The organism is Wolbachia endosymbiont (group A) of Dendrolimus pini, from assembly GCF_964026835.1.
Classification (GTDB): domain Bacteria; phylum Pseudomonadota; class Alphaproteobacteria; order Rickettsiales; family Anaplasmataceae; genus Wolbachia; species Wolbachia pipientis.
Map to the genome: position 1 here is coordinate 348,947 of NZ_OZ034702.1, position 12,163 is coordinate 361,109.

General features: G+C 34.4%; 15 protein-coding genes. 2 read left to right on the top strand and 13 right to left on the bottom strand.

From position 1 onward, the window contains the following. Positions 1-8: 8 nt before the first annotated feature. Positions 9-1,469 carry a TrkH family potassium uptake protein gene (locus AAGD66_RS01590; RefSeq protein WP_264724100.1) on the top strand — a complete coding sequence of 487 codons (1,461 nt, stop codon included), beginning with the start codon at positions 9-11 and terminating at the stop codon, positions 1,467-1,469. Between the two features lie 255 nt (positions 1,470-1,724). On the opposite strand, the gene mgtE is transcribed toward AAGD66_RS01590, so the two are convergent. Beyond that, the gene (mgtE, locus tag AAGD66_RS01595) at positions 1,725-3,095 is read right to left on the bottom strand and encodes a magnesium transporter (RefSeq protein WP_006280192.1); all 1,371 of its coding nucleotides are present in this window, start codon (positions 3,093-3,095) and stop codon (positions 1,725-1,727) included. A 153-nt stretch (positions 3,096-3,248) separates the two neighbouring features. Between mgtE and prfB the strand changes: the two genes are divergently transcribed. Beyond that, a protein-coding gene (gene prfB / locus AAGD66_RS01600) for a peptide chain release factor 2 (protein WP_141456981.1) occupies positions 3,249-4,353 on the top strand; the annotation gives its coding sequence in 2 pieces (ribosomal slippage) (positions 3,249-3,323 and positions 3,325-4,353; 1,104 coding nt in all). Between the two features lie 179 nt (positions 4,354-4,532). Here prfB and AAGD66_RS01605 read toward each other — a convergent pair. From AAGD66_RS01605 to AAGD66_RS01660, 12 genes are all read right to left on the bottom strand, one after another. Further along, the gene (locus AAGD66_RS01605) at positions 4,533-4,697 is read right to left on the bottom strand and encodes an IS3 family transposase (RefSeq protein WP_010082072.1); all 165 of its coding nucleotides are present in this window, start codon (positions 4,695-4,697) and stop codon (positions 4,533-4,535) included. Next, positions 4,690-4,851 (bottom strand): DDE-type integrase/transposase/recombinase, encoded by a 162-nt coding sequence (locus tag AAGD66_RS01610; protein ID WP_010082071.1) that lies wholly within the window; start codon positions 4,849-4,851, stop codon positions 4,690-4,692. Before AAGD66_RS01610 ends, AAGD66_RS01605 begins: the two co-directional genes overlap by 8 nt. A gap of 3 nt (positions 4,852-4,854) precedes the next feature. Next, positions 4,855-5,289, bottom strand: coding sequence for an IS3 family transposase (locus AAGD66_RS01615; RefSeq protein ID WP_144078574.1), 435 nt, complete (start codon positions 5,287-5,289; stop codon positions 4,855-4,857). Continuing rightward, positions 5,274-5,567 (bottom strand): transposase, encoded by a 294-nt coding sequence (locus AAGD66_RS01620; protein ID WP_264723898.1) that lies wholly within the window; start codon positions 5,565-5,567, stop codon positions 5,274-5,276. Before AAGD66_RS01620 ends, AAGD66_RS01615 begins: the two co-directional genes overlap by 16 nt. A gap of 78 nt (positions 5,568-5,645) precedes the next feature. After that, positions 5,646-6,404 carry a phosphate ABC transporter ATP-binding protein PstB gene (pstB, locus tag AAGD66_RS01625; RefSeq protein WP_006280935.1) on the bottom strand — a complete coding sequence of 253 codons (759 nt, stop codon included), beginning with the start codon at positions 6,402-6,404 and terminating at the stop codon, positions 5,646-5,648. After that, positions 6,401-7,186, bottom strand: coding sequence for a 4-hydroxy-tetrahydrodipicolinate reductase (gene dapB / locus AAGD66_RS01630; RefSeq protein ID WP_010962542.1), 786 nt, complete (start codon positions 7,184-7,186; stop codon positions 6,401-6,403). The genes pstB and dapB overlap by 4 nt, the downstream gene beginning before the upstream one ends. A 376-nt stretch (positions 7,187-7,562) precedes the next feature. Next, positions 7,563-8,597, bottom strand: a complete 1,035-nt coding sequence (locus AAGD66_RS01635) for a Fic family protein (RefSeq protein WP_341814498.1) — start codon at positions 8,595-8,597, stop codon at positions 7,563-7,565. A gap of 169 nt (positions 8,598-8,766) precedes the next feature. Next, positions 8,767-9,759 carry a DNA polymerase III subunit delta gene (holA, locus tag AAGD66_RS01640; protein ID WP_264724133.1) on the bottom strand — a complete coding sequence of 331 codons (993 nt, stop codon included), beginning with the start codon at positions 9,757-9,759 and terminating at the stop codon, positions 8,767-8,769. Positions 9,760-9,764: 5 nt separating this feature from the next. Beyond that, positions 9,765-9,944: a hypothetical protein gene (locus AAGD66_RS01645; protein WP_010082539.1), complete on the bottom strand. Its 180-nt coding sequence runs from the start codon at positions 9,942-9,944 to the stop codon at positions 9,765-9,767. A gap of 131 nt (positions 9,945-10,075) precedes the next feature. Continuing rightward, on the bottom strand, positions 10,076-10,885 hold the full coding sequence (locus tag AAGD66_RS01650; protein ID WP_049973644.1) for a metal ABC transporter permease: 810 nt from the start codon (positions 10,883-10,885) through the stop codon (positions 10,076-10,078). 1 nt (position 10,886) lies between these two features. Then, the gene (locus AAGD66_RS01655; RefSeq protein WP_285534872.1) at positions 10,887-11,243 is read right to left on the bottom strand and encodes an Mth938-like domain-containing protein; all 357 of its coding nucleotides are present in this window, start codon (positions 11,241-11,243) and stop codon (positions 10,887-10,889) included. 3 nt (positions 11,244-11,246) lie between these two features. After that, positions 11,247-12,113 (bottom strand): 4-(cytidine 5'-diphospho)-2-C-methyl-D-erythritol kinase, encoded by an 867-nt coding sequence (locus tag AAGD66_RS01660; protein WP_006280386.1) that lies wholly within the window; start codon positions 12,111-12,113, stop codon positions 11,247-11,249. Positions 12,114-12,163: the final 50 nt, after the last annotated feature.

Genomic DNA, 12,163 nt, shown 5'->3' on the forward strand with positions numbered 1-12,163 from the left:
GTAACTCTATGAAAAATCATCAACGTTTACAAAATTTGCGTTCAATTGTATTTATTGTGGGAATATTCCTATTGCTGTTTAGCTTAGCAATGCTTATTCCTGCTATTACCAATAAGTATCTCAGCTACGAATGGAAAAATTTCCTCGCTGGATTCATAATTACCTGCACATCTGGCGCAATTTTTATTTTACTCGGTAAATTAAGTAGATTGCATGGAATGCCAGCAATTTTTGCGATTACTAGTTGCACCTGGATTGCCTTGTCTCTGTTTGCAGCTATTCCTTTCTATTTTGATAATCTGAGCTATGTTGATGCATTGTTTGAAACGATATCTGGCATCACAACCACAGGAGCAACTATATTTAATGATATTGAAAAACAATCTCCAGGAATACTGCTATGGAGAGCAATGCTACATGGCATGGGGGGTTTTGGTGTAATCACTTTAGGAATTGCAGTTTTTTCCATGTTTAAGGTTCTCAGCCTAAATAATTTACTTTATTCTGAATATTCAGATGCTACCAAAAGGAAGTTGCCGAATACGCGAAGCGTAGTAATTCATGTTACGGCAATATATTATGGCCTAATTTTGTTATGTATATCTTCCTATTATCTAGCTGGTATGCCACTGTTTGATGCAATATGTCACGGAATGTCCGCTGTATCAACTGGCGGATTTGCTAACTATAATGATTCTATAGGGCACTACAATAACCCTATGTTAGAAGTCATAACGATCATTTTTATGATTTTGGGTTCTCTGCCTTTTCTTAGCTATTTAAAAATTATAAGACGATTAGACATTTGCTATGATGAGCAAGTCTCTTACTTTGTTAAGATAGCTACTATCTCATCTTTATTTGCTTGTTTTTGGTTGTATAAAAATGTTGATTTAGGAGTGTCATTATCATTTAGATGCAGCACATTTACCATCACTTCCTTGATTACGTCAACTGGTTATGCAATCTGTAATCATATAGATTGGAGTTTCATTTCAGTCTTAGCTTTTTTTCTCACCTTTGTTGGTGGATGTAGTGGTTCTTCAAGTGGTGGTGTCAAAATCTTCCGCTTGATTGTTCTTTTAAGGTCTATAAGAAATTACTTTTACCTTTTATTAAACCCTGATGCAGACAATGGAGTAAAATTCAATGGAAAAACCCTGGAGAATGATGAAGTTCACTCTGTCTTTATATTTTTTGCAATTTTCATGTTAACGTTTACCATTTCATCAATAGTGATGTCTTACTTAAGCAATGCAGACTTTATAACTAGCATCAGTTCAGTCTCTGCAACGCTTACAAACTCTGGCCCGGGATTTAGTAATTTAATAGGTCCTTCGGGTAATTATTCCTCTTTCAGTAATGAAGTAAAATTATTTCTATCGTTTTTAATGCTGCTTGGCAGACTTGAAATATTGCCAATCTATTTTTGTATAGGCAATTTATTCTTATTTAATAGAAAGAAATAGTTGGTAAAATTTGATATTATAGCTAAACTGACTTACGACAATTTGAAAAACCGTCATTCCGCTACTCGTTAGCGGAATCTATACCGCGAATAAATCCACAGATGTACGAACATTGTGATTTGGGCACACCAGGAAGAATGTCATCCAAGTAGCCCCTTTCTCGTCATCCCGCTACTTGTTAGCGGGATCTATGCTAAGAGATACCGCGAATGAATCGCGGCATGACGGTTCGCGGCGGTATAGCTATAGATAGTATTAGCTATTTAATAAAAAGATCGTAGCTAAACCAAGAAATATAAAAGCTGAGAGAATATCAGTTGTTGCCGATGTTAGGATTGAAGAAGAAACTGCAGGGTCAGACTTTAAACGGTGAAGCATTATAGGAATGAAAGTTCCGATGAACGTTGCAATAATTGACATCATAATCATGGAGACCACAAAAATCATCTCCACTTTGAAGTTGTGAAACCTTATTGCTAACACTACTAATGAAATAGTAGATAAGATCACCCCGTTTATAAGACCTATTAAAAATTCTTTCATCAGTATTCTTTTTGCATTTTGCTCAGTTAGATATTTTGTTGCGATTGCCCGGATGGTTAGCGTTACTGTTTGGGATCCTGCATTTCCGCTCATTGATGCAATTATCGGCATGATTATTGGCAGCACTATAAAACTTTTTATTACATCATCGAAAAAGCCAACTACTATGGAACACATTGTTGCAGCTAAGAGGTTAAACAGTAACCAAGGTAGCCTTTTAATTATAGTTTTATGTATAGGGGCATTTATATCGGCTTTAGAAGATACACCGCTTATTTTGAGTACATCCTCTTCTGTTTCTTGTTGAACAACTTTTATCACATCTTCAATTAAGATCACACCAATAATTTTACCATTCTTATTTACTACCGGAGCCGATAATAGAGAGTAATCTTTAAATATTCTTGCTACTTCCTCTTGGTCTATTCCAGTTTTAATGATTTTTATGTCATGATCCATTATCTCTTTTATTATTGTGTCTCCTGAGTGAGATATTACCTTATTTAAATTAACACTGCCTATAGGCTCTAATTTTGAGTTGATAATGAATATCTGGTGAAATTTTTCTGGTATTTTTTTATAGTTGCACACAAATTCTGTCAGTTGATTTATTGTCCAATAATATGGAGCTATAACCATATCTTTATGTATTAACCTTCCTGCACTTTCTTCTGGATATGATAGCAACTCCTCTACCGATTTCTGAGTTTTGCTGGGCAAATAGTAAAGTATATTTTCTACAGACTTTCTATCTAAATCTTTCACTATGGTTACTATATCTTCTACATCAAGGAGCATTAGTAACTTTGCTGTATTTTCTATTCCCAATGTTTCTATGATCTCTATTTGTAAATCTGGCACTACATGCACTAGGGCATCACTTAACAAATGTTGATCGAGGATATTAACTAATTTCTCCCTGTGATCACTGATCGAAGTAGATAAAAAATAAGCTAACTGAACACTGTCTATCGTTTTTACAATATTACGAACATTCTCTAGCTCCTCGTTATCAAGTGACTCTATTAAGTCATCAATAGCCTTTTTGTCTAAACCATAATGGGAACTTATTTCAATATTCATTACTTTACCTTGTTTTTTAATAAATATACGCGCTTGATTTCCTTAAACATTAAAGTATAATGAAATTATTTAAATTAACTATCATATGGTTAAATTTCTATTTTGTTTACTGTTATTGTTATTGATAGTAAATATATTAAAATCTAAAGTATAATGAAAACTTATCCAGAAATTCTTGAACACTTTCAAAGCTTAAATAAAAGTATTTCTCTTATCAGGAGGTGTCTTTGACATAGAAAAATTAAAGTTGCGTCTTGAAGAGCTTGACTCCCAAGCGTCGAATGATGACCTATGGCAAGATAACCAAAAAGCACAAGAAGTTTTAAAAGAACGTTCTAAAATTAAGAATGACGTAGAGTCGTTTTTAAAGCTGGAAAGCGATTACAACGATGCCATCAGCTTAATGAAGTCTGCTATTGATGAAAATGATGAAGAATTTTTCTCTGAAGTTGAAAATGAATTAGCTAAGCTAGAGAAATTAATCAAGTATAAAGAAACAGAGTCCTTATTTACTGGTGAAGCAGATAATAATAACTGCTTTTTAGAAATCCACTCAGGAGCTGGCGGAACCGAGAGCAATGATTGGGCTGAAATGCTGATGCGCATGTATATAAGGTGGGCAGAAATTTATCACAACTTTAAAGTTGAAGTTGTAGAAAAATTAGAAGGAGAGTCAGTTGGTATAAAGTCTGCAATGATAAAAATCGTTGGAGAAAAAGCTTATGGGTGGGCAAAAAGTGAAAGTGGAATTCACAGGCTGGTTAGAATATCGCCATTTGATGCAAATGGTAAACGTCATACCAGTTTTGCAAGTGTAGGAGTAACTCCAGTGATCGAAGATTCAATTGATATTGCTGTGGATGAAAAGGATCTAAAGATCGACACCTACCGAGCTTCTGGAGCAGGCGGTCAGCATGTGAACAAAACTGAAAGTGCAGTACGCATTACGCATATTCCAACTGGTGTTGTAGTTCAATGCCAAAATGGTCGTTCTCAACATAGAAATAAAGATGAGGCGTTAAAATTACTTAAAGGACGTTTATACCAAATTGAACTGGAAAAAAAAGAACAGAAAATGGCTGAAGAGTATGGTAAAAAATGCGATATAGGCTGGGGTAATCAGATCAGATCGTACGTTATGCATCCATATCAAATGGTGAAGGATTTAAGAACCGGACATGAAGTGGGCAATATAAATTCTGTTTTTGATGGTAATATAGATTGTTTCATAGTTAGTGTGCTTACTAAGCAAAATTAGGTAGGGTTGACTTTCTTGCCATAATATATGATAATTAAAATATTGTTAAAGTAGGAGTAAAGTTATGGCGATTAAATATGATCAGTGGAAAAGTGACCTTACCCAGAAAAAGTGGAGAGAAAGTTTGGAATGTTTTTTACAAAAAGAATGATGCATCAAATTGTTCTGGAATGCAATAGTTAATAGTGACGTTGTTTGTTATAAAAAATTTCTATGTATTCAAATATTGCAGTTCTAGTTTGTTGAGCAGAGTGTTGTGAAGTATCAATAAGTATTTCTCTTTTCAATGAGCTAAAGAAGCTTTCTGCAACAGAATTGTCGTAACAACAGCCTTTATTACTCATCTATATTCTTTACAGCTAAGAGATATTGATACCCTTGCGCAGTATATTGTGAACCTTGGTCACTGTGCAGCAGTAGATTTTTAACAGGTTTACGCCTATTAATGGCCATTAATAAAGAGTTCATAACCAATTGTTTATTTATTGCACTACTCATTAACTACCATACGTGAGAATTATTGCTGCCAAATATAGCCATCCCTCCTTGGTTTTGATGTAAGTAATCCCATACTTTATTTGGTTGATCAACAATAAAGTTTTGATCTAGTATATTGGGAGCTACAGCTCTATTATCTGTTTGTTGTTTTTTAATTTTAAACTTTCTTCTCAGTATAGCCCTGATGTCATTTTTCTGCATAATACTTTGCACCGTTTTCAAATTGCAACTTTTACCCAAAGCCTTCAATTCAGCATGAATTTTAGGAGCTCCATATCTACATTTAGAAACTTGATATATTTTTTGAATAGCTTCGAGTAGCTCTTTATTTGCTGATTCTCTACTGCTTATTTTTCTTGTGGTCCACTTATAGTAGCCACTAGCAGAAAATCCTACATAATTCCTGTACTTTATAGCAGTTACTATATAAAAAAATATTTTACTCCTTTTGACTGGCCAGGGCTTTTTTTTAAATGTCTCTTTCCCTTGTTACTCTTGCTTTGTAAATCAAACCTCTCTTTGTCATAAGGTGCTACATCTGGAAATGCATTTGCCGCTGACTTTTTTTCGTTATATTTCTTCATCCATTTTCCTAATACACTATCCCTTATTCCTAGATCTCTTGCTACTTTTGCAACTGGTTGACCTACCTTTCTTTGTTCATTTGCCAGCTTAACAGCTTCCAATTTGAATTCTGCCGTATATTCTCTTACCATTTCTAATCCTCCAAAATTTTATTTTACCCGAAAAAACTCCTTTCTTTCTCTCCACTTTTTCTGGGTAAGGTCAGAAATTTAATGATCCAGGATATACTCCTTTGTTAAGGGAGATTGAGCATTTTCGAATATTTCTTGAGTGCTTCCAGACTCAACAATTCTGCCATTATGAAAGAAAATCACACTATCAGATAACTTCTTAGCTTGCTTCATTGAATGAGTTACCATAATTATAGTAAATCTTAATTTCAGCTCTTGTATAAGATTTTCGATTGCATTGGTTGCCATTGGATCAAGAGCGGAGCACGGTTCATCCATTAATAAAATAGTTGGCTTCACTGCAATTGCGCGAGCAATGCATAGTCTCTGTTGTTGGCCACCGGATAAATTGAGTGCGCTATCTTGCAATCTGTCCTTCAATTCTTCCCATAAACCAACCTTGGTTAAACTATTTTCCACCATCTCATTCAATTTTTGCTTATCCTTCGCCATACCATGCAATTTTGGCCCACAAGCAACATTATCATATATTGATTTTGGAAAAGGATTTGGCTTTTGAAATACCATACCAACTTTTGCTCTAAGTAGTACAACATCCATATCGCGTGAATATATATCACCCAGCCCATCGATATCTAATTCACCAACAGTTTTGCAACCTGGTACATAGTCATTCATACGATTAAAACAACGCAAAAATGTTGATTTACCGCACCCGGATGGTCCGATAAAAGTAGTAACTTTTCTTTTATAAATATTCAAATTTATATCGAATAAAACTTGCTTAGAGCCGTACCAGAGATTTAAATCTTTAACAGAGGCACGTGTATTGCTCATATCACATCCTGCATTGAATAGAGCCCCGGAATTTCTCTTTTATTTTCGTATAGCCATACTGCTGCTTGAACAGCTCCTCTAGCAAATGTTGTGCGATCAATTGCTTTGTGGTTTAGTTCTATCCGTTCATCAGAATTAACAAACATCACGCTGTGATCTCCTATTACTCCACCTCCACGAGATACTGCAAAACCTATTCCCCCCTTTTTCCTTATGTTTGAACCACTATGTAAATATTGATTGGACTGAAAATCCACTTTTGAAGCGTTAGCAATTGTTTTGCCAAGTTCTATAGCTGTTCCAGATGGTGAATCCTTTTTTAAGTTATGATGCATTTCCCAAATCTCAACGTCATATTCATTACCTAAAAGCTCAGCAGCTTTTTTTACCAATTTCAGCAACACATTAACCCCAACACTCATATTTGCTGACCATAATATTGGAACTTCAGCAGCATATTCTTTCAAATCGACACCTTCTATTCCAGTTGTGCCACTAACCAGCGGTGTTTTAAATTTTACAGCTGCTTTAAGGCAGTCTAACATACATTCTTTAGTTGTAAAATCTATTACAACGTCAGATGACTCAAATATGCCACTAATAGAACTTGTAACTTTAATTCCTAGATTGGCTATAATTGGTCCAATATCTGAATCTATGTACTTACTGCCTGAACGGGCAACAGCACCTGCTATTTCCACTTTGGTATTTGTAATTAATTCATTGAGTATTTTTTTGCCCATTCTGCCTAAGCAGCCTATTACTCCAACTCTGATTTTCATAAAGCTTTTTACGTTTATTAAGAATGTTAGGCCTTTTTTTAAGCTCTGTCACTTCTGATCTATATTCTATAGCTGTACGAACACTGCAATTTCAGATCCCAGTGCCTTGACCACAACTATTGCAATATGGTACATAGTGAACGATGTCATTCCAGTCTGGAATCTAGCCTTTCTGCAATCTCATCGAAAACGTTTTTCTATGCTAGTTTGCTTGCTTACAAGCAAACTTTTCTGGATCCCAGTGTCTGGGCACTGGGATGACAGGAGAAGGCACTGGGATCTAGTGGGCTCAAACTACAATGTTTGTACAGTTGTGATCTATATTCTATAGCTGAATAATTTAACAATTCAAAATGAATACATATCCTATTGAGCTCTATATTACATACCAGGTTGCTTTGCCTTTTCCATGCTGAGTGATGTGATTACTCTTTACGAGATTAGATACGTGCTTCTTTAAGGTATTGCAGTTTGCTTTAGTAATATTTTCCAAATCCTTAATTGTAAGACGTCCATGTTTGCTGAGTAGTGCTAATACTTTAGCAGAAAGTGGTGGTAAATAGAGATTTAACACTTTTTCATGTGACACCTTTTGTTCAAGATGAAATTTTTGCTTTTGTAGTGACCTTAAAAAGAATATAAGCCATGGATTAAAATCATAGCTGCTCGTCTTCAAGGATTGTTGAGTACGACGCAAAGCTAAGTAGTAACTCTCCTTATTACTTTCAAGGGAACTGTAAGGTACATAGATATACCCTAACTTTAGTAACAAGAAAGTTGTGAGAATGCGTGATAATCTGCCATTTCCATCCTGGAAGGGATGAATAGCTAAAAAAGTAACTATAAAAATGCCAATAATTAATAGAGGGTGTAACGATTTCACCTCTAATTGCTGGCTAGTCCAATAAATAAGTTCTTGCATTTGTGTTGCTGTCTCAAATGGAGAGGCTGTTTCAAAAACTATGCCCAAGCTTTTTCCAGATTCATCAAACGCTTCAACATGATTGGGGAATTTTTTATATTCTCCCATGTGCCTTTGATCTTTATATGAAAATTGTAAAAGCCAGATGTGAAACTGTTTTATAGTGTTTTCTGTAAATGGCATCTTGTTAAAGTTTTGAAATACTTCTTCACACACATACGCATATCCGGCTATTTCTCGTTCATCTAGAGAACGAAATGAGCGTGTATCAAGTTTGGATAGTAATTGCTCAACTTCACGGTCTGATAATCTTGCCCCTTCAATACGAGTAGAAGAACCAATACTTTCAATTGTTGCAATTTTCTTGAGCATTTGTAAACGTTCTGGAGCTAAATTACCAAACAATTGCCATGTTCCTTTAAATTCATCAATTTCAGCAACTAATTTTAACATTTCAGGTGTTATTACAATTTTTGAAATGTCAAACATATCTGTATTTTTATCTAGTTATATTCAATTATATTCGAAAATATCCTATTAGCAAAGAATACTTGTGAGACACACACTAAAGAATGAATTTTGGTAGGCATAAAAGCAGCTATTTTATGTTAAAATACAACATTTTGATGAAATTATAAGAAAGGCTGGATCCGAGTAGTCAGCTACCCGTCAGTGCATGTTGAAAAATCATTTTATGATCTAAATCAGTTTTTTTACAGGTAACTTCTAAGCTTATCAATTTTTCCAAGATCTTCTTAAGTTCTGAAAGTTGCAAACTTTTCAAATGAGATTTAAAACTCTGCAATTGTTTAAAAAACAATGGAGGGCTTAGCTGATCAATCGCAGCCTGCTCACTCATTCCACCTTGCACTGACAGCAAAACGTTTTCAAGGCGTAGGAAATAATTTGATATAATGCGAATTAGCGCTATCGGTGAAAAATTTTCTTGCGATATCAATGCATCAGAAATTCTAATGAAGCGCGACATATCTTTACTTGCTATGGCAGAGCATAGATCATCAAGTGTAGCATAGTCGTTGCCGGAAGTTGAAAAGCATAATTCTATATCAGTAAGTTTTAGGTCTTTTCTCTCCCCTAAGTACAAAACTAACTTCTCAAGTTCTGAACATATAGGCAGCTTGCTATGATTAAAGTAAGATTGCAAATGGTAGATTATCTCATTTGTGCATTTTATATCATTTTGTTTTAAGTAACTTGATATAATATCATAAAGATTGCTGTTGCTGTCTTTATAGCAAGCAATCACACCAAAAATTTTTGAACTCTCCATATAACTTTTAGTCGCAGAATTATATGGAAGATCATTTGCTACCATCATTACATAATGACCACTTGCGTTATAATCCAATACATTTTTTAACTCCTTGGATATACCTCCACTCACATTTATCAGCTTAATTAATTTTTTGCTGGTAAACATCGAAACGTTTGCCAATTCAGAAAACAGTAAACTGGGTGACTTATTCACTATTGCAAAACCCATCACCTGAACTGAATACTCACCCAAATTAGCAATTATTTCTTGTACATAAAAATCAACCCTACTGTTATCACTTCCATGAATTAACACACCACGTAAAGCATCAGGTTTCTCTAGGAATTTTTTAACTTTGGATGGTGTGACCCTCATGCTATCTATATGATATCATTCTCATTTGACTGTACATGAGTATCCAAAGACTCTGAGTCTCCTTGTGCAATATTATGCACATCACCTGCTACATCATCTGACTCTTCTGTTTTTCCTGTAATATAATTATAAAATTTTTTCACAGGTTGAGATATATATTTGGAAAAAAATCCTTCTTCGCTCATATTGCTTACTCCATAAAATTAACAACTTATCATTAGCATATAAATAATAGTATAGCAAAAACTATTTTGTGCTAAGATAGTGATGTTTTATAATGAGTATATTACAAAATTATTAACATTCGAGATCAAAATTAAGCCAACCTGCTTAATACTAGCCTTATAAAATAAGCGATAATTAAATATACCGCTGCAACAAGTATAATTGCAGGTCCAGTTAACAAATCAAAACTTGCAGATAACATGAGACCTGATATCCCAGAGATCACAGAAAAAACTGTTGCAACAATAATCATCTGCATTGGAGTTTTCGAAATGAGCCTTGCAGATGCTGCTGGTATTAGCAAAAATGCAGCAATGAGTAATATTCCTATTAGTTGGGCAGCAATTGCTATAAATATAGCAAGAGTGATTAAAAATTCTAGTCTAACAAAGGTAACATTAATTTTTTCAACTACTGCTAAATCTTGATTAATTGAAATCATTAACCAATAACGCCATCTAAATATTAATATCAAAGTAACTACTGCAGAGGTTAAAAAAATCAATACTATATCACTTTGATCGAGCGTTAATATATCACCAAACAGTGAGCTAATAATACTATTATTGCCAGATGGAAGAAAAGACATAAGTATTAAACTCGATGATAAAACTACATTGGTAACAATGTTCAATATCGTATCAGCAGAATATAATCTGTTAAAATTAAGAGAAAGTAGTATAGCAAATGTAATTGCAATGAGCATTATGCTAAGCGATGGGCTAATCTTAAAGATTAAAGCAAGTGCAACACCAAGCAACGAAGAATGGGACAAACTATCACCAAGATAAGATAACCTTTGCCATATCATAAACGATCCTAAAGCGCCTGTTACTAGGCTAATTACAACTACTGCAACTAGACTATTGATGAAAAAGTCCTGGGTAAACATTTCAAACATGCTATATGGCTATTAGATAACTGACAACAAATCTATCTTCGGATATTAAAACGTTATGGGTTCTGCATGCAGAACCTGTTGTCATAAATTCAAAATTTAAACCTTTTTGTTCCATAAGATAGGACTTCACTGAAGAACTTGGTATATTGCGTGTTTTACCAGTACCTATTAACAAAATTTCTATTTCCTCTGTTAAAAAAGATTCAAAATACTCCTTGCTGTTTATATCACTTTCTTTCAATTTTATCACCTTTTCAGGAAAAATTATAATTGAGCCATAATATTCTTGATTGTTTACCAAAAATTTTCCTTCCCTGTAACCATTTATAAGATTTTTATTCTCGGAAATTAAGGGCATAAGTCAAACTATTAATTGAGTGTCACATACCCACCATTCTGGTTGCTTTTTTCCGATATTAACTGCAGCAGCTTTTGCATTTTCCTCACTATCGAATATTCCAAAACATGATACACCACTGCCTGACATGCGAGAAAGTATAGAGCCTTCTTGTGACTCAAGTGTTGATATCACATCCTTAATTTCAGGTACAAAGCTTATTGCTATTTCTTGAAGATCGTTTCTCGTCTCTTTAAGAAGCTTCAACAAATCCTTTTCAGCGTCATCGCTCCATTTAATTGGCTCAGAAAATTTTCCTTCATGTTTGGAAAATACCTCTGGTGTACTCAAAAACCTTTTTTTCGGTTTCACAAGCACCACATTTGTAGGTAAAGAGAATTTTTTAATGTGGCATAATTCTTCGCCAATACCTCTAACAAAAACTGGCTTGCTATCTACGCTTGCGGGAACATCAGCACCAACGTTTAAGGCTATTTCATTTAAAATCGTCCTATCAATCTCCCACAGCTTCCCTAGCGTACGTACCACAGCTCCAGCATCTGAGGATCCGCTACCAAGTCCTGCAGCAATTGGTATGTTTTTTACAACCTTTACAGTGACTTTAGTGCGTACAGGAGCATGCCTAAGCAGCAGATTAACCGCTTTCATTACAGTGTTATATTGGTTATTTATTTTAGACTCGGAGTTTATAAATTCAACTGTAGAGTTATCGTATCTAGAATCCTTCTCACCTACTTTTATTTCCAAAAAATTAGAGAGATTAGCAAAGACAAATAAACCTTCAATCAAGTGATACCCTGTTTCTTTTTTGTCTACAACATGCAAAAAAAGATTGATTTTTGCAGGCGCCTTTACACAAAAACTTTTCATTATATATCTTCACTAACACTATTTTTACATTATATGTATAATGCTATTCT

Bases quoted from the DNA above. Each gene is read 5' to 3' on its own strand.
- AAGD66_RS01590 (WP_264724100.1), top strand. From the start codon at position 9: ATGAAAAATCATCAACGTTTACAAAATTTGCGTTCAATTGTATTTATT.
- mgtE (WP_006280192.1), bottom strand. From the start codon at position 3,095: ATGAATATTGAAATAAGTTCCCATTATGGTTTAGACAAAAAGGCTATT.
- AAGD66_RS01605 (WP_010082072.1), bottom strand. From the start codon at position 4,697: ATGAGTAATAAAGGCTGTTGTTACGACAATTCTGTTGCAGAAAGCTTC.
- AAGD66_RS01610 (WP_010082071.1), bottom strand. From the start codon at position 4,851: ATGAGTAGTGCAATAAATAAACAATTGGTTATGAACTCTTTATTAATG.
- AAGD66_RS01620 (WP_264723898.1), bottom strand. From the start codon at position 5,567: ATGGTAAGAGAATATACGGCAGAATTCAAATTGGAAGCTGTTAAGCTG.
- pstB (WP_006280935.1), bottom strand. From the start codon at position 6,404: ATGAGCAATACACGTGCCTCTGTTAAAGATTTAAATCTCTGGTACGGC.
- dapB (WP_010962542.1), bottom strand. From the start codon at position 7,186: ATGAAAATCAGAGTTGGAGTAATAGGCTGCTTAGGCAGAATGGGCAAA.
- AAGD66_RS01635 (WP_341814498.1), bottom strand. From the start codon at position 8,597: ATGTTTGACATTTCAAAAATTGTAATAACACCTGAAATGTTAAAATTA.
- holA (WP_264724133.1), bottom strand. From the start codon at position 9,759: ATGAGGGTCACACCATCCAAAGTTAAAAAATTCCTAGAGAAACCTGAT.
- AAGD66_RS01645 (WP_010082539.1), bottom strand. From the start codon at position 9,944: ATGAGCGAAGAAGGATTTTTTTCCAAATATATATCTCAACCTGTGAAA.
- AAGD66_RS01650 (WP_049973644.1), bottom strand. From the start codon at position 10,885: ATGTTTGAAATGTTTACCCAGGACTTTTTCATCAATAGTCTAGTTGCA.
- AAGD66_RS01655 (WP_285534872.1), bottom strand. From the start codon at position 11,243: ATGCCCTTAATTTCCGAGAATAAAAATCTTATAAATGGTTACAGGGAA.
- AAGD66_RS01660 (WP_006280386.1), bottom strand. From the start codon at position 12,113: ATGAAAAGTTTTTGTGTAAAGGCGCCTGCAAAAATCAATCTTTTTTTG.